The organism is Micromonospora sp. NPDC049559, assembly GCF_040676675.1.
Lineage (GTDB): Bacteria > Actinomycetota > Actinomycetes > Mycobacteriales > Micromonosporaceae > JBFAPK01.
In genome coordinates, this window is the sequence record NZ_JBFAPK010000060.1 from 1 (window position 1) to 19,649 (window position 19,649).

General features: G+C 71.6%; 17 protein-coding genes. 10 read left to right on the forward strand and 7 right to left on the reverse strand.

Going from position 1 to position 19,649, the window contains the following annotated elements; translation table 11 throughout:
• Positions 1-306: 306 nt before the first annotated feature.
• Complete coding sequence (locus tag AB0J86_RS37040; RefSeq protein WP_363862964.1) at positions 307-993, forward strand: GPP34 family phosphoprotein; 687 nt, start codon at positions 307-309, stop codon at positions 991-993.
• A gap of 357 nt (positions 994-1,350) precedes the next feature.
• Complete coding sequence (locus tag AB0J86_RS37045) at positions 1,351-4,104, forward strand: carbohydrate-binding protein (RefSeq protein ID WP_363862967.1); 2,754 nt, start codon at positions 1,351-1,353, stop codon at positions 4,102-4,104.
• A 135-nt stretch (positions 4,105-4,239) separates the two neighbouring features.
• On the opposite strand, the gene AB0J86_RS37050 is transcribed toward AB0J86_RS37045, so the two are convergent.
• The 3 genes from AB0J86_RS37050 to AB0J86_RS37060 are packed head-to-tail and all read right to left on the reverse strand — an operon-like array spanning position 4,240 to position 8,758.
• On the reverse strand, positions 4,240-6,267 hold the full coding sequence (locus tag AB0J86_RS37050) for an ABC transporter ATP-binding protein (protein WP_363862970.1): 2,028 nt from the start codon (positions 6,265-6,267) through the stop codon (positions 4,240-4,242).
• A 53-nt stretch (positions 6,268-6,320) separates the two neighbouring features.
• Entirely contained in the window at positions 6,321-8,054 is a 1,734-nt protein-coding gene (locus AB0J86_RS37055) for an ABC transporter ATP-binding protein (protein WP_363862973.1), read from the reverse strand.
• Positions 8,048-8,758 (reverse strand): TetR/AcrR family transcriptional regulator, encoded by a 711-nt coding sequence (locus AB0J86_RS37060; protein WP_363862976.1) that lies wholly within the window; start codon positions 8,756-8,758, stop codon positions 8,048-8,050. Before AB0J86_RS37060 ends, AB0J86_RS37055 begins: the two co-directional genes overlap by 7 nt.
• A gap of 246 nt (positions 8,759-9,004) precedes the next feature.
• On the opposite strand from AB0J86_RS37060, the gene AB0J86_RS37065 reads away from it, so the two are divergent.
• The 5 genes from AB0J86_RS37065 (at position 9,005) to AB0J86_RS37085 (ending at position 12,886) form a co-directional block, all read left to right on the forward strand.
• Complete coding sequence (locus AB0J86_RS37065; RefSeq protein WP_363862978.1) at positions 9,005-9,967, forward strand: TIGR03557 family F420-dependent LLM class oxidoreductase; 963 nt, start codon at positions 9,005-9,007, stop codon at positions 9,965-9,967.
• On the forward strand, positions 9,964-10,353 hold the full coding sequence (locus AB0J86_RS37070; RefSeq protein ID WP_363862981.1) for a VOC family protein: 390 nt from the start codon (positions 9,964-9,966) through the stop codon (positions 10,351-10,353). The genes AB0J86_RS37065 and AB0J86_RS37070 overlap by 4 nt, the downstream gene beginning before the upstream one ends.
• Before the next feature lie 136 nt (positions 10,354-10,489).
• The gene (locus tag AB0J86_RS37075) at positions 10,490-11,203 is read left to right on the forward strand and encodes a class I SAM-dependent methyltransferase (protein WP_363862984.1); all 714 of its coding nucleotides are present in this window, start codon (positions 10,490-10,492) and stop codon (positions 11,201-11,203) included.
• A 43-nt stretch (positions 11,204-11,246) separates the two neighbouring features.
• Positions 11,247-12,224 carry an NADP-dependent oxidoreductase gene (locus AB0J86_RS37080; protein WP_363862987.1) on the forward strand — a complete coding sequence of 326 codons (978 nt, stop codon included), beginning with the start codon at positions 11,247-11,249 and terminating at the stop codon, positions 12,222-12,224.
• Positions 12,225-12,244: 20 nt separating this feature from the next.
• Positions 12,245-12,886 carry a DUF523 domain-containing protein gene (locus tag AB0J86_RS37085; protein ID WP_363862990.1) on the forward strand — a complete coding sequence of 214 codons (642 nt, stop codon included), beginning with the start codon at positions 12,245-12,247 and terminating at the stop codon, positions 12,884-12,886.
• Positions 12,887-13,018: 132 nt separating this feature from the next.
• Here the strand turns inward: AB0J86_RS37085 and AB0J86_RS37090 are convergent, their stop codons facing one another.
• Entirely contained in the window at positions 13,019-14,284 is a 1,266-nt protein-coding gene (locus tag AB0J86_RS37090) for a hypothetical protein (protein ID WP_363862993.1), read from the reverse strand.
• A 335-nt stretch (positions 14,285-14,619) separates the two neighbouring features.
• Between AB0J86_RS37090 and AB0J86_RS37095 the strand changes: the two genes are divergently transcribed.
• Entirely contained in the window at positions 14,620-15,453 is an 834-nt protein-coding gene (locus tag AB0J86_RS37095) for an exonuclease domain-containing protein (RefSeq protein WP_363862996.1), read from the forward strand.
• Positions 15,454-15,471: 18 nt separating this feature from the next.
• On the opposite strand, the gene AB0J86_RS37100 is transcribed toward AB0J86_RS37095, so the two are convergent.
• Positions 15,472-16,347 carry a polysaccharide deacetylase family protein gene (locus tag AB0J86_RS37100; RefSeq protein ID WP_363862999.1) on the reverse strand — a complete coding sequence of 292 codons (876 nt, stop codon included), beginning with the start codon at positions 16,345-16,347 and terminating at the stop codon, positions 15,472-15,474.
• A 295-nt stretch (positions 16,348-16,642) separates the two neighbouring features.
• A complete protein-coding gene (locus tag AB0J86_RS37105) occupies positions 16,643-16,915 on the reverse strand; it encodes an anthrone oxygenase family protein (protein WP_363863002.1) in 273 nt (90 codons plus the stop codon).
• Positions 16,916-17,104: 189 nt separating this feature from the next.
• Between AB0J86_RS37105 and AB0J86_RS37110 the strand changes: the two genes are divergently transcribed.
• Both AB0J86_RS37110 and AB0J86_RS37115 read left to right on the forward strand, forming a co-directional pair.
• Positions 17,105-17,371, forward strand: coding sequence for a DUF6458 family protein (locus tag AB0J86_RS37110; RefSeq protein WP_363863005.1), 267 nt, complete (start codon positions 17,105-17,107; stop codon positions 17,369-17,371).
• 134 nt (positions 17,372-17,505) lie between these two features.
• Positions 17,506-18,450 carry a S1 family peptidase gene (locus AB0J86_RS37115; RefSeq protein ID WP_363863008.1) on the forward strand — a complete coding sequence of 315 codons (945 nt, stop codon included), beginning with the start codon at positions 17,506-17,508 and terminating at the stop codon, positions 18,448-18,450.
• A 126-nt stretch (positions 18,451-18,576) separates the two neighbouring features.
• Here the strand turns inward: AB0J86_RS37115 and AB0J86_RS37120 are convergent, their stop codons facing one another.
• Entirely contained in the window at positions 18,577-19,512 is a 936-nt protein-coding gene (locus AB0J86_RS37120; protein WP_363863011.1) for a peptidoglycan DD-metalloendopeptidase family protein, read from the reverse strand.
• Positions 19,513-19,649: the final 137 nt, after the last annotated feature.

The following is a 19,649-nucleotide window of genomic DNA, read 5'->3' on the forward strand; positions in this document are numbered from 1 at the left end:
TGACCTGGTCCACGACGCCTGGTGACCACCGAGCCAACAGAACTGACCGGCCCGGGCCGGGTTCCCCACCGCGGGGAACCCGGCCCGGGCCTTTTGCGCGCGTGCGACCGGCCCTCGATCGACGTCCCCGCCGAGGCGGCACCGTACGCCTCGAGTGGGCCGAGTTCGGCCCGAGCCGAGCCGCTACCGGCCACCGCATTTACAATTGTCGTTTCACTCGTTTGACGTGGCCGCGCCGACGGCTCGCCGGTACGGGTCACGTGGATCCACGGCGCGGGCCACGCGGAACTCGACGGGACGGTGCGCATGCGGGACTCCCTGCCGGAGCAGCTCTATCTTCTGGGGTGCAGGTTGGACGCCGAGCGGTTGCCCGACCGGCACCGGGTCGGGTTGGTGGTACGCGCGGGTGCCCTGACCGAGCTGCTGCGGTACGGGCGGCTGACCGACGAGTACGGCGCGCCCCGGATCCGCGACGAGCGGCCGGTGGGTGACCCGCTGCTGGACGGCATCCTGGGGGAGTTGCTCGTCAGCGGCCGGTGGAGTTGGCGGCGCTGGATCGACCTGCACTGGTCGCAGACGCTGGCGGCGGTGCAGGAGCGGCTGCGCGCCGACGGGGTGATCACGGTACGACGCCGGCCGCTGCTGGCGGACCGGATCGCGGTGGCGGACCGGCAGGCGGTGGAGCTGCTGCGCCGGCGCGTGGTGGCGGTGCTCGGCGGGGCGGCGAACGTCCCGGCTGACGCCGCGTCACCGGGGGTGAGCGGCGAGGCCGCGGCACCGGGCCCGGGGGGCGAGGGCGCTCACGCCGAGGTGGGAGTGACGCTGGCGCTGGCGGCGTTGAGCGGCGCCGGGGAGCTGCGTACGGTTCTGTCGCGGCGGGAGCGCTGGGCGTACCGGGGGCGGATCCGGGAGCTGATCGGTCAGGTCGGTCCGCCGGCGCGGGCGCTGCGCAAGGAGATCGTGCTGCTCAACGCGGCGCGCGGCGGGGCGTGACCCGCACGGATACCTCCGATGATGCCGGCCGGTTCGTTGCCTGCGCGTGAGGGCCTGCCGTCGACGGCGACCTTTCCGTCGGCCCCTCGATCCCGCTGCTGAGCGGTTGATACGCCGGACGTGCCCTTTCGTCGTGCCCGCCGACGATCGTCGATGGCGAGCCTTGACGGCGCGATACATCCGATGTTAACTCCGTATCACAGATGTGAGTCGATGGTTATCTCGACGTAGTCGCGAGGGTGCGGCACGCGTTCGGCTGGGGGATCTGCCCCGGCACGCGAGCCGGGCACCGTAACCGCCGGTGATCGTTCACAGCTGGCCGACGGCAGCACAGCGGTGCGAAGGGAGTACCGACCGATGAGGTACAGACGTCTCGCGGCAGCCCTCCTACTGGTCACGGGCCTGGCGGTGGCCGACGCCCAGGTCGCCCAGGCGGCCCCCGGCGACCAGGCGTTCAACTCGGCGACCGGGGCGCTGAACGTGAACTACGCGGGATACCTGAGCAAGCACGACGTCGTCTACAACCGGCCGAACACCAACCCGGACTACGGGCTGACCGTGGGCAACGGCCGGGTCGGCGCGATGGTCTGGAACAACAACGGGCTGACCATGCAGGTCTCCAACGTCGACGGCGCCGAGCAGAGCGCGTACGCCGCCGGCCTGGTCAACCTCTACTCGAACCCGGGCATGGACACCGGCTACTCGTCGTACCAGCAGCGGCTGTCGCTCTACGACGGCACGCTGACCACGAAGTACGACTCGAACCGGACCGTCACCATCATGGGTTCGCCCAACTCCGAGGTGCTCGGCATCCACGTCGACGACACCCGGGGCAACGTCTCCAGCGTGGCCCTCGAACTGAGCCTCTGGGACCTCAACTCGGTGACCAACGTGGCCGACGTACCGAACCTCGACACCTGGCGGACCTCCTCCACCTTCGCCGACTCGACCGGCATCGGCATCAGCCGGGGCCAGGCCGATCCGAACCGGTTCGGGTACACGATGGCGGCGACCGTCGAGGGCGCCAGCTACACCGCGCAGACGGTGAACTCCACCCGGGTACGCCTGAACATCACGCCCTCGTCGAGCTACACCATCTGGCTCGCGGTCGCCAGCCGGATCAACGCCCCGGGCAACAACTCCGTCGACCAGGCCCGGACGTTGCTGAACAGCGCGAAGAGCACGGGCTACGCCACCACGCTCAACAACTTCCGCAACTGGTGGCACGCCTTCTGGGCCAGGTCGTTCGTGCAGTACTCCAACGCCACCGGCGACGCCGACTACGTGGAGAACGTCTACTACCTCAGCACGTACATGATCGCGGCCGGCGGGTACGGCAACTACCCGTTCCACTTCATCAACGGCGTGTTCCGGGCCACCGCGGACAACACCAAGTGGAGCAACGCCTACTGGTACTGGAACCAGCGCGACGTCTACAACTCGTTCCTGGCCAGCAACCACGCCGACCTGATGAACGGGTTCAACCGGCTCTACAGCCGCAACTTCAACGCGTTGAAGTCCTACACCCAGACCCGCTACGGCATTGACGGCATCTGGGTACCCGAGACGATGGGCTGGGACGGCAACGCCCGCGGGACGGTCAACAGCGAGTACACGCAGGACATCTACTCCACCGGCACCGAGGCCGCGTACAACATGTACCTGCAGTACCGCTACACCAACGACAGCGCCTACCTGAGCGGGACCGCGTACCCGTTCATGCGCGAGGTGGTGAAGTTCTACGCGAAGAAGTTCTCGTTCGACTCCGCCACCGGCAAGTACTACATGGCCACGTCGAACGCCCACGAGACGTACTGGGACGTGCGCAACGCGATCACCGACCTGGCCGCGGTGCGGCTGCTCTTCCCGATCGCCATCGCCACCAGCCAGAGCCTCGGGCTCGACGCCGGCCTGCGCGCGGAGTGGCAGAACGTGCTGAACAACCTGGTCGCGTACCCGACCGACGGGCAGCGGTACCTGCCGCACCAGCCGCCGATCGCGCAGACCCGCAACGGCGAGAACGTCGCCGCCGAGCTGATCTGGCCGTACGACCTGACCGGCATCGGCGCCCCGGACCAGGCGATGGCGGCCGCCACCTGGAACGCCCGGCCGTTCCCGTACGGCAACGTCTGGGCGAACGACGCGATCCAGGCGGCCCGGCTGGGCCTGGGCGACCAGACGTTCCAGGGCCTGAAGACGATGCTGCAGAAGTACCAGAACTACCCGAACGGCTTCACCAGCAACACCAACGGCGTCTTCGAGTACCACGGGGTCAACCTGGCCGCGCTCAACGAGTCGCTGCTGCAGTCGTACAACGACAAGATCCGCGTCTTCCCGGCGGTGCCCGGCGACAGCAGCTTCAACACGAAGTTCACCCTGCTGGCCAAGGACGGCTTCCAGGTCAGTTCGGAGCGCGAGGCGGGTGAGATCAAGTACGTCGGGGTGAAGAGCCTGCACGGCAAGACGGCGCGGGTGGTGAACCCGTGGGGCACCCAGCAGGTGCGGGTCCGGCGGGTGTCGGACAACGCGGTCCTGCTGACCAGTTCCAGCGCCGAGTTCACCTTCGCCACGGCCGCCAACACGGTCTACGTGGTGGAGCGCACGGCCAAGCCGCTCAGCGCGTACGCCTCGACCCAGCTGACCGGTACGGCGAACCAGGGCCCGAAGAGCCTCGCCGGCACCTCCTCGCGGCTGGGGATCGCGGCCGGCGGCACCGCCACGACCGTCAGCCTGCGGTCGCACGCCAACAACCTGCTGGTGGCCGCCGACAACGCCGGGGCCGCGCCGCTGATCGCGAAGAACCAGGCGATCGGTTCGTGGGAGCAGTTCGAGCAGATCGATGTGGGCAACGGCAACATCGCGCTGCGGGCCCGGGTGAACGGGAAGATCGTGAGCGCGGACAACGCGGGCGCCGCGCCGCTGATCGCCAACCGCGACTCGGTCGGCCCGTGGGAGACGTTCCGGCTGGTCCGCAACGGTGACGGCAGCATCGCGCTGCTCGCCCAGGCGAACAACAAGTACGTCTGCGCCGACAACGGCGGGGCCGCCCCGCTGATCGCGAACCGGGACGCGGTCGGCCCGTGGGAGTCCTTCGACGTGATCAACAGCTGATCGTCCGCCCGGTGGGTGCCGGCCCGTAGCCTCTTCCCCGCTCGGGCCGGTACCCATCCACCCCGGCCGCCGCCACGGGCGGCCACGGATCGCGGAGGCGCCGGTACGCCGACCCGGCGCCTCCGTTCCGTTTCGTCAGCGGGTGCGGGGGATGGGACCGGCGGGCACCGGCGTGGGCGCGCCGACCGGGTCCACGTCGACCACCGGCTGGGTGAACTGGGCGTGGTAGAGGCGGTGGTACGCCCCCTCGGCCGCGAGCAGGGCGTCGTGCGTGCCCTGCTCGACGATGCGGCCGTTCTCCATCACCAGGATCAGGTCGGCGTCCCGGATGGTCGACAGCCGGTGGGCGATCACGAAGCTGGTCCGGTCGGAGCGCAGCGCCGCCATCGCCCGCTGGAGCAGCACCTCGGTGCGGGTGTCGACGGAGCTGGTCGCCTCGTCCAGGATCAGCAGCGACGGGTCGGACAGGAACGCCCGGGCGATGGTGATCAGCTGTTTCTCGCCCGCGCTGACGTTGCTCCCCTCCTCGTCGATGACGGTGTCGTACCCGTCGGGCAGGCTGCGGACGAACCGGTCGACGAAGGTCGCCCGGGCCGCCGCCAGGATCTGCTCCTCGGTCGCCTCCGGATTGCCGTAGGCGATGTTGTCGCGGATGGTGCCGCCGAACAGCCAGGTGTCCTGCAGCACCATGCCGATCCGGCCGCGCAGTTCGGCCCGGGGCAGCGCGGTGATGTCGACCCCGTCGAGGGTGATCCGTCCGGCGTCCAGCTCGTAGAAGCGCATGACCAGGTTGACCAGGGTGGTCTTGCCGGCGCCGGTCGGGCCGACGATCGCCACCGTGTGGCCCGGCTCCGCCACCAGCGACAGGTCCTCGATCAGCGGCTTCTCCGGGGTGTACCGGAAGGAGACGTGCTCGAACTCGACCCGGCCGTGCCGCTCGGTGATCCGGGCCGGCTCGGCCGGGTCCGGGGTCTGCTCGTCGGCGTCGAGGACCGCGAAGACCCGCTCGGCCGACGCGACGCCGGACTGCAACAGGTTCGCCATCGAGGCGACCTGGGTCAGCGGCTGGGTGAACTGGCGGGAGTACTGGATGAAGGCCTGCACGTCGCCGAGGCTCATCGCGCCGGAGGCCACGCGCAGCCCGCCGACGACGGCGATCACCACGTAGCTCAGGTTCCCGATGAACATCATCGACGGCATGATGATGCCGGAGATGAACTGCGCGCCGAAGCTCGCCTTGAACAGTTGGTCGTTCTTCTCGGCGAAGGCCGCCTCCACCTCGCGGTGCCGGCCGAAGACCTTGACCAGCTCGTGCCCGGTGAACGCCTCCTCGATCTGGCTGTTCAACGCGCCGGTGTGTGCCCACTGCGCCATGAACTGCTTCTGCGAGCGCTTGGCGATCTGCTTGGTGACCAGCACCGACACCGGTACCGCCACCAGGGCGATCACCGCGAGCAGCGGTGAGATGACGAACATGGCGACGAGCACGCCGACCACGGTCAGCAGCGAGGTGAGCAGCTGACTGAGGGTCTGCTGCAGGCTCTGCGAGATGTTGTCGATGTCGTTGGTGACCCGGCTCAGCAGCTCGCCGCGGGGTTGGTTGTCGAAGTACGGCAGCGGCAGCCGGTTGAGCTTGTCCTCGACGTCGGAGCGCAGTCGCAGGATCGTGCGCTGCACCGCGCCGTTGAGGATGTAGCCCTGCAGCCAGCCGAGCACGCTCGCCACCAGGTACAGGCCGAGCGCGAGCAGCAGGACGTGGCCGAGGCGGGTGAAGTCGATGCCCACGCCCGGCACCACGGACATGTGCGCCAGCAGGTCGGCGAAGCCGTCGTTGCCGGCGGCGCGGGCCGCGGCGACCGCCTGGTCCAGGGTGATGCCCGGCGGCAGCTGCTTGCCGATCACACCGGCGAAGATGATGTCGGTGGCGTGACCGAGGATCTTCGGACCGACGACGCTGAGGCCGACGCTGCCGACCGCGAGCACGACGACGGCCAGCAGGTGTGCCCGCTGCGGCCGGAGCCGGCCGAGCAGGCGGCGTGCCGACGGGCCGAAGTCCAGCGACTTCTCGGCCGGCATGCCGGCGCCCATCCAGGGCGGTCCGCCCCCGCGTTGCCCGGCCGCGGGCAGGCGCCGCGGCGCGGCGGTGGTCTTCGTCTCCGTCATCGCTGCTCCCCGTGTCTGGTCCGGTACCGCCCGGTCGCTCGTGCCGTGGCCGCTCATGCCATCGCCGCCTCGGTGAGCTGGGACGCCACGATCTCGGCGTACGTGGGGCAGCTTTCCAGCAGCTCCGCGTGGCGCCCGATGCCGACGACCGCCCCGTCGTCGAGCACGATGATCTGGTCCGCGTTCATGATCGTCGAGACCCGCTGGGCCACGATCAGTACCGCCGCGTCCGCGACGACCGGGCGCAGGGCGGCGCGCAGCCGGGCGTCGGTACCGAGGTCGAGCGCGGAGAACGAGTCGTCGAAGAGGTAGATCTCCGGTCGCCGTACCAGGGCACGGGCGATCGCGAGGCGCTGGCGCTGGCCGCCGGAGACGTTGGTGCCGCCCTGGGCGATCGGGGACTGCAGCCCCTCGGGCATCTGCTCGACGAAGTCGCGGGCCTGGGCGATCTCCAGGAACTGCCACAGTTCCTCGTCGGTGGCGTCCGGGTTGCCGTAGCGCAGGTTGCTGGCGACCGTGCCGGAGAAGAGGTACGGCCGTTGCGGCACCAGGCCGATCTTGCTCCAGAGCAGGTCCGGGTCGAGTTCGCGTACGTCCACCCCGTCGACCAGCACGGCTCCGCCGGTGGCGTCGAAGAGCCGCGGGATCAGCGAGAGCAGGGTGGTCTTGCCCGCACCGGTGCTACCGATGATCGCCGTGGTCTGCCCGGCGCGGGCCCGGAACGAGATGTCCCGCAGCACCGGCGCGGCGGCGCCCGGGTACTGGAAGTGCACGTTGCGCAGTTCCAACTCGCCGTGCAGGGGCGCCTCGGTCATCCCCTCGGCGGGCGGGACCACCGAGGGCTCGGTCTCCAGCACCTCGACGATCCGCTCGGAGCAGACCGCCGCGCGCGGCACCATGATCAGCATGAAGGTCGCCATCATGACGGACATCAGGATCTGCATGAGGTAGCTCAGGAAGGCGGTCAGCGCGCCGATCTGGATCTGTCCCTGGTCGACCCGGCCCGCGCCGAACCAGAGCACCGCCACGCTGGAGGCGTTGAGCACCAGCATGACGACCGGGAAGATCAGCGCCATCAGCCGGCCGGTGTACAGGGCCGCCTCGGTCAGCTCCGTGTTCGCCTTGGCGAAGCGCCTGGTCTCGTACGGTTCCCGGACGAACGCCCGGACCACCCGGATGCCGGCGATCTGCTCGCGCAGCACCCGGTTGACGGTGTCGATGCGGGTCTGCATCCGCCGGAACCCGGGCACCATCCGGCGGATGACCAGGCCGATCGCGAGCGCCAGCGCGGGCACGCTGACCAGCATCAGCCAGGAGAGTCCGACGTCCTCGCGCAGCGCCATCACCACGCCGCCGACGCACATGATCGGCGCGGCGACGAGCATGGTGCAGGTCATCACGACGAGCATCTGCACCTGTTGCACGTCGTTGGTGTTGCGGGTGATCAGCGAGGGGGCGCCGAACTGGCCGACCTCGCGGGCGGAGAAGCCGACGACCCGGTGGAAGATCGCGGAGCGTACGTCGCGGCCGAAGCCCATGGCGGTACGGGCGCCCAGGTAGACCGCGGCGATGGAGCAGGCGATCTGCACCGCGCTGACCAGCAGCATCCAGCCGCCCGTACGCACGATGTAGCCGGTGTCACCGCGGGCGATGCCCTGGTCGATGATGTCGGCGTTGAGGCTCGGCAGGTAGAGCGAGGCCATCGTGCCGACCAGTTGGAGCAGCACCACGGCTGTCAACGGGCCGCGGTAGTTCCGCAGGTAGGTGCGTAAGAGTCGGGTCAGCATCGAGAGTCCCCCGATTCGGATGGGTCGGTCTCGCCGGTCTGGCGGAGTTCGTGGTCGGACTGGTCCGGGTGGTCGTGTCGTACGCCGTCGAGCAGCACCGCGACGATGCCCTCCGGGGTGAGCAGGCCGCCCTCGGTGAGCAGCGGGTGCGAGGCGGAGAACATCAACATCCGCAGCAGCCGGGCCACCTCGTCGAGGGGGTAGCGGAACAGGTCGCGGTCGGGCTCCAGCAGCCGCATGGTCTCGGCGTGGATCTTCTCGTTCGTCTCCCGGCTGGCGGCCCGGGCCGCGTCCACGTTCTTCGGCGGGCCGTGCATCCGGACCGCGATGAGCAGGTTGACGACCATGATCAGCCGCCGCTGCATGATGCTGGTGAGCGCGGTCAGGCGTTCGCGCAGCGGGAGGGTGAGATCCACCCGGGCGATCTCGGCCAGCGTGGGGGCGGGGTCGAGGGCGGCCTCGACCGCCGCCTGGATCAGCGACTCCTTGTCCGGGAAGACCCGGAAGATGGTGCCCTCGGCGACGCCGGCGGCCTCGGCGATCTGCCGCGTGGTCACCTTGGTCCCGTGCGCGCTGACCAGCGGCAGCGTGGCGGCGATCAGCGCCGCCCGGCGCTGGTCGGGCGGCAGCGGGCGGGCCCGTCCGCCGCCGGAGGGCGCGGCCGCCGGCCCGGTCGGGTCGTCGTCGGATGGTGTCTCGTGCACGGCGGGAACAGTAACTGAGTGAGTCACTCACTCACAAACGAATTTCCGATGTTTCCCGCGTGGATCATGGAGTCGTGGTCGAGATTCTGCCTGTTTTGCTCCTTTTATCCCAGCCACAACTCCTTGATCGACGCGGGAGTGTGGGGGGGAGGGGCGGCGTGGGGAACGGGGCGTGGGTGAGGCGGGAGCTGGGTACGGGGGACGGCAGGTCTCGATGCCCGTCCATCGTCACGCAAGGGAGAAGACATGCGCATCGGCTACTTCCTGTCCAGCGAGGAGTACTCCCCGGCGGAGCTGCTGGAGCAGGCGCGCGGCGCCGAGCAGGCCGGCTTCTCGGCGTTGTGGATCTCCGACCACTACCACCCCTGGGTCGACGCCCAGGGCGAGAGCGCCTTCGTCTGGTCGATGATCGGGGCGCTCAGCCAGGTCTGCCGGCTGCCGGTGACCACGGCGGTGACCTGCCCCACCGTACGCATCCATCCGGCCGTCGTCGCCCAGGCGGCGGCGACCAGCGCGGTGCTGCACTCCGGTCGCTTCCGCCTTGGCGTGGGCAGCGGCGAGGCGCTCAACGAGCACATCTTCGGCGACCCCTGGCCCAGCGCGGACGTGCGGCTGGAGATGCTGGAGGAGGCGGTCGAGGTGATGCGCGAGCTGTGGCGGGGCGACTTCGTCACCCACCACGGCAAGCACTACACCGTGGAGAACGCCCGCATCTACACGCTGCCGGAGACCCCGCCCGAGATCTACGTCTCCGGGTTCGGGCCCCGCGCCATCGACCTGGCGGCCCGCATCGGCGACGGCTACGTCAGCACGATGCCCGACGGCGACATGGTCAAGCGCTTCCGCGACGGCGGCGGCGGTGACAAGATCTGCCAGGCCGGCTTCAAGGCCGCCTTCGCGGCCAGCGCCGACGAGGGCGCGAAGATCGCGTACGAGCGGTGGCCGAACGCCGGAGTCCCCGGGGAACTGTCCCAGGTGCTGCCCTCGCCCCGGCACTTCGAGCAGGCGTCCGAGCTGGTCACCGAGGAGATGGTCCGCAAGGCGTTCGTCTGCGGCAACGACCCGGACGAGCACCTGGAGATGATCGACAAGTACGCGCGGGCCGGCTTCGACGAGATCTACGTGGCCAACACCGGGCCGCACTACCAGGGGCTGTTCGACCTGTACGCCAAGCACGTCCTGCCCGCCCTCGACCGGGAGGCGTCGTGACCAGTCGCATCGCACAGTGGACGCTCGACGTCCGGGACGTCGAGCGGATGGCCGAATTCTGGTCGGCCGTGCTCGGCTACCGGATCGACCAGGGCGACGACGGCTCCGCGAAGCTCTACCCGCCGGCCGACGCCCCGGCCGGGACGCCGACCGTCTGGCTCCAGCACGCCGAGACGCCCAAGCGGGGCAAGAACCGTAACCACCCGGACCTGAACGTGACCGGCGACGACCCGGACCGCGAGGTCGAGCGCCTGCTCGCGCTCGGGGCGCGGCACGTGGACGTGGGGCAGACCGAACGGGACCCGTTCGTCGTCCTCGCCGATCCGGAGGGCAACGAGTTCTGCGTGCTGCGCGAGCCCGTGCGGGGTGGCCCGGAGACCGCCTGAACGGCCGGTGACCTGTGGCGCTGCCGGAAACCGGACAGTTGGACCGGCCGGTTATCGATAGAATTCGATCGATAGATAATCGGGCCGCACCGGCGCCGCGCCGAGGCAGGCGTCGCGAAGGAAGGACGGTCGTCGAGTGGAACCATCCCCCTCGGACGTGCTCGCGGGTCAGGCGGTATACAACCGGTGGGTGCTCGCCGGTTACGACATCGGCGTACTGGGCCTGTCCTGCCGGCTGGTCTGGCGCTGCCCGAAGGCGTACCAGCTCGCCAACTACCAGCGCAACGTCGGGGAACGGCACCTCGAACTCGGCACCGGTACGGCGTACTTCCTGGACCACTGCGCCTTCCCGACCCAACGGCCCGAGGTGACCCTCGTCGACCTCAACCCCACGGTGCTGCGGGTCGGCGCCGCCCGCATCGCCCGTTACCGGCCCGGCGCGGTGCGGGCGGACGTGCTCCAGCCGCTGCCGTTCGGCACCGGTCAGCTCGCCGAGGCCGGCGGGTACGACTCGGTCGGGATGAACTTCCTGCTGCACTGCGTGCCGGGCACGTGGGCGCGCAAGGGGCAGGTCTTCGCCAACGCGGCGGCGGCGCTGCGGCCGGGCGGGCGGCTCTTCGGCAGCACCATCCTCGGCGCCGGCGTCGCGATCACCCCGCTCGCCCGCCGGCTGATGCGCCTCTACAACTCCCGCGGCATCTTCCACAACAGTCAGGACGACCTCGACGGGCTGCGCGAGCAGATCGACCGGCACTTCCCCCACGCGCGGGTGACGGTACGCGGCTGCGTCGCCGTCTTCGAGGCGAGTGACGCCCCGCTGCCGGCTCGGGCGGACCAACCGGCGCGGTAGTGGCAGGATCGGTGCCACGGCGAGCCGAGGGGAGCGGGAGCGGATGCGGGTGCTGGAGGTTTCCGAGTACGGCGGTCCCGAGGTGCTGCGAATCGCGCGGCGCCCCGACCCGGGGCCGGTACCGGGACGGCTGCGGGTACGGATGCACGCCACCGCCGTGAACCCGGCCGACTGGGTGGTGCGTTCCGGCGCGATGGCCGCCTTCACCCCGGACCTGGCCCCACCGATCGTGCTGGGCTGGGACATCGCCGGAACCCTGCTGGACGACGGCCCGGGCCCGGACGGGACCGCGGGCTTTCCGGAGGGCGCGCCCGGCGGCGGGTTCCGGGCCGGGCAGCGGGTCGTCGGGCTGCTGCCCAAGGCGCGCGTCGGCGCCGCCGAGGGCAGCAACGCGGAGATCGTGCTCGCCGAACCGGAGTGGCTCGCGCCGGTGCCGGAGGGCGCCGACCTGACCGCGCTGGCGACGGTACCGCTCAACGCGCTCACCGCCCGGCAGGCCCTGGACCTGCTGGACTACTCGCCCGGCGATCCGGTGTTGGTCACCGGCGCCAGCGGCGGCGTCGGCGGCTTCGCCACCCAGTTGGCCGCCGCCGACGGGGCGCGGGTCATCGCCGTCGCGTCCACCGGCGACGAGGCGTACGTCAAGGGACTGGGCGCCGCGCACGTGCTCTCCCGGGCCGAGCCGGCCGCGCTGGCGGCGGCGGTACGCGAGCACGCGCCCGACGGGGTCGTCGCGGTCCTCGACGCCGCCGTCCTCGGCCAGCCGCTGCTGCCCGCCGTACGCGCCGGCGGCTCCTTCGTCTCGGCGACCATGAGTACCCCGGAACCGGAGCGGGACATCCGGGTGCGGGTGGTGTACGTGGCGCCGGACCCGGCGCGGTTGGCGGAGTTCGTCGAGCGGGTGGTCCGGGGCGAGTTGAGCACCCGGATCGCCGCGGAGTTCCCGATCGAGCAGGGCGCCGAGGCCCACCGCCGGGCCCAGGCCGGGGGAGCGCGCGGCAAGATCCTGCTGACCTTCTGACGTACCGGAGGGGGCTGACCATGGCGGTGGAGTCGGAACTCGTCGGCGACCGGCCGGTGGACGGCGAGCCGGTCGCCGAGCGGCCGGTCGACGGCGGCGTGGACGTCGCGGCGGACGCCGGCCCGCGGACCGTGCTGATGAGCGCGTGCCTTGCCGGTACCCGTTGCGCCTACGACGGCAACGCGGCCAAGCAGGAGGTGCCGTTGCCCGACGCGGCGCGGGTCCGCCTGGTCTGCCCGGAGGTGATGGGCGGGCTCGGTACGCCGCGGGACCGGGCCGAGATCGTCGGTGGCGACGGGTTCGACGTGCTGGACGGCCGGGCCCGGGTGCTGACCTACCGGGGCGAGGACGTGACCGAGGAGTACCTGGCCGGCGCGCGCCGGGTGCTGCGGATCGCCCGGGCGACCGGGGCGGCCGGCGCGGTGTTGCAGGACTACAGCCCGTCCTGCGGCTGCCGGCAGGTCAGCGACGGTTCGTTCCGGCGGGTGCGGGTGCCCGGCATGGGGGTCACCGCGGCGCTGCTCACCCGCAACGGCTACCAGGTGGTCGCCCACCACGAGTACGACCCCTCGGCGTCCCCACCGCAGCGCCCGAGCGGAGCGGCGGAGGGCACGGGCGGAGCGGCGGAGGGCGAGCCGGGCAGGCCGGAAGCGCTCGGCTGAGGCCCGGGCGTCCCGGGCCGGTCCGGATCGTCTCCGCAGACCGGCCCGGGCTCCGTGGACGGCGACCGACGGCGGTCGTCCCGGTTGCCGTACGGGTCGACCGACGCGGGCCGGTCCGGGGTACCGCGCGGGTCAGCCGACGGTGATCGTCCCGTCGCCCGCGCGGACGCAGGCGACGGTACGGCGGGTGGTGGTGGCCGCTCCGGCGAGGCAGCGCCCGAGCACCGCGTGCCCGGCCACGTTCGGGTGCCAGGATTCCTGGCAGGTCTGGAAGTACGAGACGCAGGCGTTGGCGATGCGCTGGATGTCGAGCTTGTCGTAGCCGGAGAGGCTGGTCACGAAGACCCCGCTCGGGCCGTCCTGGAGCCGGATCGGGGTGGCCAGCGCGCCGGTCGGGCTGTCCGGCCGCTCGCAGAGCCGCGCGCCGTCGAAGGCCCGCTGCACATTCAGGTAGACCAGGTCGTCGGCGGGAAACTCGGCCGACATCGCCGCGTGCACGGACTGCACGAGGGTACCGAGACCCGCCGAGAAGGTACGCCCGGCCGCGAGGCTGCCGCGGTGGATCGGGCAGCCGGCCGCATACCGCTCGGCGCCGAGGGCCCGGAACTTGTCGCGGGTGTCGTCGCGGCCGTCCTCGCTGTGGAAGTTCGGGTCGAGGTCGGCCGGCAGCGGGTTGGTGTAGTCCTGGAAGACCACCCGGTGCTGGCCGTCGGCGTCGATCTGGTCGAGCGTGGTGAGCAGCTGCCGCACGGCGGTGGTGGTCTCGGTCGTGGCCGCCGCGAACTCGGCCGACGTGGCGAGGTCGGCGTCCCCGCAGGGGGACTGCTCGACCGGGCCGCCGAGGTACGCCCAGAACTCCCACCAGCCGGTCCAGGCGTCCGCGATGAACCGGTTGGCGCACTCGGAGGCGACGTCGCCGAACGTGAACGAGCTGTTGTTGGAGCCGAGTCCGACCAGGACGAGGTCGATGTCGTGGGTCTGCGCGACCGAGCGGAGCTGGTCGAGCTGCGCGGCGACGGTACGGCCGTTCGCCCGGCTGGCGGAGGCGTTGGCGAGGTCGTGCGGTTGCCCGCCCGAGCAGGCGAGGTTGAAACGGGCCTGGATGCCCGGCAGGTTCGCCTGGTGCAGCGAGGCGTTCGCCGAGCGGTGGCAGAAGAAGGCGTTGCTGTTCGGCGCGGACCAGCCGGGGAAGCTCTGGGCGACACCGTTGACGTCGACGACCGGGGCGTACGCTCCGGCGCCCTCGCCGCTGACGAAGCTGTCGCCGAGCGCGACCGCGGCGGTCGGCAGGGCGGCGGTCGCCGGGGTGGGCCTGGTCACGGTGCCCGCCAGCGCGCCGGCGGTACCCAGGGCGACGGCGAGGGCCGCCGCGAGCACGGGACGATGGAACACGGACATCTCGGTCTCCAATCCATCCCCTCGATACGCGAAGGATTCTCGCGATCAGACCACGCGTGAATTCCATCGTCAACGATGAACCTCTGGCGGCCGCGAGTGCCGAGGCGGCGGGCCGGCCGGGATCGTCACACCGCGACGGTCCATATCGGACCGGGCGAGAGGGCACGCCCTCCGCTCGGTCGGAGATCTATGAACGAATTTCCGAGCGGCCCTCACCGTGCTCCCGCGCTCCGCGGATCGATCATGGTGCCGCCATCGGCGCGCGCCGGCGGGAGCGTCCGGGACGTCGGCGACGCCCTCGGCCCGCGCCACCAGTCCGGGCGGGGAGCAGCGAGTTGATCAACAGGTACTCCGGAAAGTGCGGCGGGTGCCGCCGGACCGTGGCCGCCGGGGCCGGCCAGGCAATCAACCGGGGCGAGGGCTGGACGACGTACCACAACGAGTGCGTCCCCGTACGGACCCCACCGCCGGTCGGTGAGCACCATGGATGGCATCGCCTGCCGCTGGCCGCCTTCGACGTGGAGACGACGTCGCCGGAGCCGGTCGACGCCCGAATCGTCTCCGCCGCCCTCGTCCTCGCCGACGGGACGCGCTTCACCTGGCTGGTCGACCCCGGTGTGCCGATCCCGCCCGACGCCACCGCCCGCAACCGCATCACCGACGACATGGTGCGCGCGGCGGGGATCCCGGCCGCGCAGGCGATCGGGGAGATCGCGACCGCGGTGGGCAAGCAGATCGCCGACGGGACGCCGCTGGTCGCGTTCTGCGCGTCGTACGACGTCACCGTCCTGCACCACGAGCTGATCCGGTTTGGGCTGCCGGGGCTCGACTGGTCGGACGCCCGGATCGTCGACCCGTTCGTCCTCCACAACCGGGTGGAGCCGAACTGGTACGACGGGAAGACCCTGACGGACCTGTGCCGGTACTACGGCATCGAGCTGACGGACGCCCACGACGCCCTCGACGACGCCCGGGCCACGCTCGAGCTGGCGCAGTCCATCGCGGCGCGCCACCGGCACATCGCCGAGCTGCCGGTCGAGCAGCTGCACCGTGCGCAGGTGCGGTGGCATCGCGAGCAGGCCCTCGACCTGCAGCGCTACTACGACCGGCGCGGGATCGACAAGACCGCGCACCCCGAGTGGCCGCTCGAGACCCGGCGGCGACAGTAGACCACCGGGTGGTCGCGCCTACAGCGCCACGAACCGGTAGCCCTGCGCGAGCAGGGCCGGGATGACCTGCTGCAAGGCCGCGTAGGTCTGGGAGCGGTCGCCGCCGCCGTCGTGGCAGAGCAGGATCTGCCCCGGCTTGCAGGCCAGCAGCCGACCGCGGATCGCCGCCGTGCCCGGCCGCTTCCAGTCCTTCGGGTCGTCGCTCCAGTCGATACAGGTCATGCCGGCGGCGGCGGCCTGGGCGAAGAGCGCCGGGGACCAGCCGCCGCCGGGCGAGCGGAACAGCTTCGGCGCCTGCCCGGTGGTCGAGTAGATCTTGTCCTGGGCCATCTCGATCTCACGACGCATCTGCGCCGGGCTGAGCTTGGGCAGCCTGGTCGGGTGGCTCCAGGTGTGGTTGGCCAGGTGATGTCCGGCGCGGGCGACGTTGCGGGCGACCGACTCGTGTCCGCGTACCTGGTTGCCGATCATGCAGAAGGTGGCCGGTACGTGGTGCTTGGAGAGCAGGTCCAGGATCTTGCCGGTCCAGACCGGGTGCGGGCCGTCGTCGATGGTCAGCGCGATCGCGTGCGGCGGGAAGGCCGGGCCCGGTACCGCCCGGCGGTAGTCGGCGAGGGTGAAGACGGGCCGGGTCGGCGGCGGCACGGGCGAATGGGTGGGTCGCGGCGGCGGGGTCCGTGGCTGGGTACGGGCCGGCGACGGGGTCGCCGTCGGGGTGGCGCCGGGCGACGGCGGCGGTACGGACGGCGACGCGGACGGTCCGGCCGAGCCCGCACTCTTCCCGGATGGCTCCTCGAGGCTCCAGCCGGAGGCGATCGCCGCGGCCAGCGCCCCGGTGGACAACAACCACTTGCGGCGCGAGACCGACTTCGGCCCGCTCCACGCGTCGGTCACCTCGTCCTCCAAGGGGTGTCGCCCGCACCGGCGGTGGCGGGCGGGTGGCGGAATGTGGTGCGCGAGTGGGGTGGCGCAGGGAGGGGTGGCGCAGGGGGTGCGCCAGCGATTGTGCCTCGCGTATCCCAGCCCCGGAATCGGGGCCACCGTCGGGCGGGCTTTTCTCACAGTGGAACGCGACAACCTATCGGCGCCCGCCGGACGTCGCGGCGCCGTCCCGGACCGCGACCGCCCCGCCGGGTCCGGGCGCCGGCCTGGACGGGGAGCCCTGGGCGGGGAAGCCTGGACGAGGGCGCTACACCGCCAGCGCGCCGGTGAGGCAGGCGGATCCGGCCGTCAAGGAGACGGTACGGGCGAGGTTCCACCGTACCCACGGGGTCTCGAACCGTTGGCGTACCGCGGCGAGGTCAAGGACGCCGACCGCCTCAAGGGCGTTGTTCAGCGGAACGTTGGCGGCGCCGGTGACGGCCAGCCTGGCCACGTACAGCAGCAGCGCCGCCACGCTCCAGGGCGGTGCCGCGTGTCGGCCGCCGGCCAGCAGGAGCGCGGTGGACAGCGCGGTCGGCACCGGCGCGCCCGGTCAACCCCGCGGGGGCGGGCCCGTCCGGCCTCGAACACCCCGCGCCGCCCGCCCGCCGGCACGTGCCGCCGGTCACACCTGTGGGCGGGGCGGCACCGCCGGCGCGGATAGCGGAGTGGGACGACGCGGACCTGGGTAAGGACCAGGACAGGCGCCGAAAACGAAGGAGGAACCGTCGTGGGTATCGGTGCGAGCATTTTCCTGATCGCCGTCGGGGCGATCCTCACCTTCGCGTTGAACGTGCACATCGGCGGGCTGGACCTGGACGTCGTCGGCTGGATCCTGATGGCGGTCGGCGTGCTCGGCCTCATCATGACGACGCTGATCTGGGGCCGGCGCCGCGAGGTGGTGACCACCGCTCCGGTCGAGCGTGAGGTGGTCGCTCGGGACCCGGCAGAGTACCGCCGGGTGGAGGAGCGCCGGGAGGTCGGCCCTCCGCTCTGATCTCTTCCGATCGGCCCGACAGTACGGGTGGCGCGCCGCGCGCCATCCGTACCGTCGTGGGTGCCTCCTTTCCTTGCCGGCGTGCGCGGTGGGACGCTCGATAGCCACACCCGTCGATGCAACTGGAGGCGTCCGTGCGAATCGCGCGAGTGCTCGTCGCGGCCGGCATTCTCGGCACCCTGCTGACCGTTCCGCCGGCCGTCCCGGTCGTGGCGGCCGGCCACCGGTCCGCCGCCCCGCCCGCACCGACCATCGTGGACGGCGGCCGAGCCGCGGTCGCGTCCGTACCGGTGCCCGGCGCGGTCGCGTCCGGCGTGGCCTACGCCGAGCTGCGCCGCTCGGCGGGCGTACCCGGAACCGCCTGGTGGACCGATCCGGCCGACGGCGCGGTGGTGGTCGCCGTCGACGCCACCGTCGCCGGGGCGGAACTGGACCGGGTCACCGCCACGGCCCGGCGCGTCGGTGCGCGGCTGGTACGCGAACCCGGCACCCTGGCGCGGCGCATCGCCGGCGGCGACCCGTTCTACGGCGGCCTGCCGGGTGGACGCTGCACCGTCGGCTTCAACGTGCGCCAGGCCAGCACGTACTACTTCCTCACCTCGGCGCACTGCGTCGGGGCGGGCGGCTCCACCGTCTACGCCGATCCGAACGGAACCGTGGTGCTCGGCGTGGTGGCGGCGGTCAACCCCGGCTACGACCACGCGCTGGTGCGCTACACCAACGCCGCGATTCCCAAGCCCAGCGCGGTGAACGTGCCGGGCGTCGGCCTGCGGCCGATCACCTCGGCCGCGCCGGGCTTCGTCGGTCAGAGCGTACAGCGCACCGGCGCCGCGACCGGGCTGCGCAGCGGCACGATCACCGGGCTCAACGCGACCGTCAACTACGCCGACGGCACGGTCACCGGGCTGATCCGCACCAACGTCTGCGCCGAACCGGGGGACAGCGGCGGTCCGCTGTTCAGCGGTTCGACGGCGCTGGGCATGACCTCCGGCGGCAGCGGCAACTGCACCACCGGCGGGACCACCTACTTCTCGTCCGCGTCCCGGGCGATGAGCCAGTACGGCGTCGGCGTCTACTGACCGCGCGGCGGGCTCGGGGCTCGACCGGCCGGCGGGAGCCGGAACCGCCCCGGCGCCGGGGCGGTTCCGGCCACCGCGCGGCGATTCGCCGGTACCGGGTCGCCCGGTACCGGCGGATCGGCCGGGTCAGTAGCTGCAGCCGCTGGTCGGCAGGCTGGTGGCGGCCGGCGGCGCGACGCCGTCGTAGAGCGCCAGCAGGAAGTTCTGCGGGCAGCGCAGCGTGCCGCTGGTACGGATGCCGAAGTGCAGGTGCGGGCCGGTGGAGTTGCCCGTGTTGCCGGTGGAGCCGAGCTGCTGACCGGCCGAGACGCTGGCCCCGTTCGCCACCGACCACGCCGAGAAGTGGCAGTACGTGTAGACGGCGCCGTCGGTGCCGGTGAGGTTGATGCCCTGGCCACAGCTGCTGTCGTTGACCCGGGCGACGGTACCGGCCCGGACGGCGTAGGCGGGCGTGCCGGTGGGGACGGGCAGGTCGATCGCCGGGTAGTCGTGGTGCGGGTCGTCGTACTCGCTGCGGGGCAGGGCGGTGCGCGGCAGCGGCAGCGAGAGCCCGGTGCCGCCGGTGGCGGAGGTGACCCGTACCGCGTCCGCGACCACGTAGCCGGTGCCGCTGGTCCAGCGGCTGACCCCGACGGCGTTGTAGTCGCCCGCGGCGAGGCTGAAGACGCCGAGGCTGACCCAGCGGCCACCGTTGGTCCGCTGGTTGACCGTGACGGTCTGGTTGCCGCCGGTCGTGGCGATCACGAAGGGGGTGGCGTTGTTGTAGCCGGCGTCGGCCGGATACCAGACCTCGACCTGGTAGCTGCCGGCGGCCGGAATCTCGATCTTGTACCAGGCCGGGTCGCTGGCGGTCGTGTCCGGGGTGGCGAAGGCGTAGTCGTCGCCGTAGCGCTGGCTGGACCAGGAGGAGACGCCCCAGTTGGCGCTCCCGCTGAACCGGCCGGCGGTGCTGTTGTCCACGGTGACGGTGGCCGCGGCGGCCGGTGCGGCCGGCAGCAGTACCGCCGTGACGAGCGCGCTCGCCGCCAGCAGCAGCCAGCGGCGTACGTGTCCGGTCTTCATCTGACGGGGTCTCTCCCTCTGCGACGGGGCCAAAGTGAAACTATCCAACCAAGAGCATCGAGCGATGGAAAGACTTCTACATCGACGAATGTGCGCAGCAAGAGGCCATTTGCTATGGTTGGCGGGCCTTTCGTGGC

Bases quoted from the DNA above. Each gene is read 5' to 3' on its own strand.
- AB0J86_RS37120 (WP_363863011.1), bottom strand. From the start codon at position 19,512: ATGAAGACCGGACACGTACGCCGCTGGCTGCTGCTGGCGGCGAGCGCG.
- AB0J86_RS37085 (WP_363862990.1), top strand. From the start codon at position 12,245: ATGGCGGTGGAGTCGGAACTCGTCGGCGACCGGCCGGTGGACGGCGAG.
- AB0J86_RS37065 (WP_363862978.1), top strand. From the start codon at position 9,005: ATGCGCATCGGCTACTTCCTGTCCAGCGAGGAGTACTCCCCGGCGGAG.
- AB0J86_RS37055 (WP_363862973.1), bottom strand. From the start codon at position 8,054: ATGCTGACCCGACTCTTACGCACCTACCTGCGGAACTACCGCGGCCCG.
- AB0J86_RS37040 (WP_363862964.1), top strand. From the start codon at position 307: ATGCGGGACTCCCTGCCGGAGCAGCTCTATCTTCTGGGGTGCAGGTTG.
- AB0J86_RS37050 (WP_363862970.1), bottom strand. From the start codon at position 6,267: ATGACGGAGACGAAGACCACCGCCGCGCCGCGGCGCCTGCCCGCGGCC.
- AB0J86_RS37090 (WP_363862993.1), bottom strand. From the start codon at position 14,284: ATGTCCGTGTTCCATCGTCCCGTGCTCGCGGCGGCCCTCGCCGTCGCC.
- AB0J86_RS37045 (WP_363862967.1), top strand. From the start codon at position 1,351: ATGAGGTACAGACGTCTCGCGGCAGCCCTCCTACTGGTCACGGGCCTG.
- AB0J86_RS37080 (WP_363862987.1), top strand. From the start codon at position 11,247: ATGCGGGTGCTGGAGGTTTCCGAGTACGGCGGTCCCGAGGTGCTGCGA.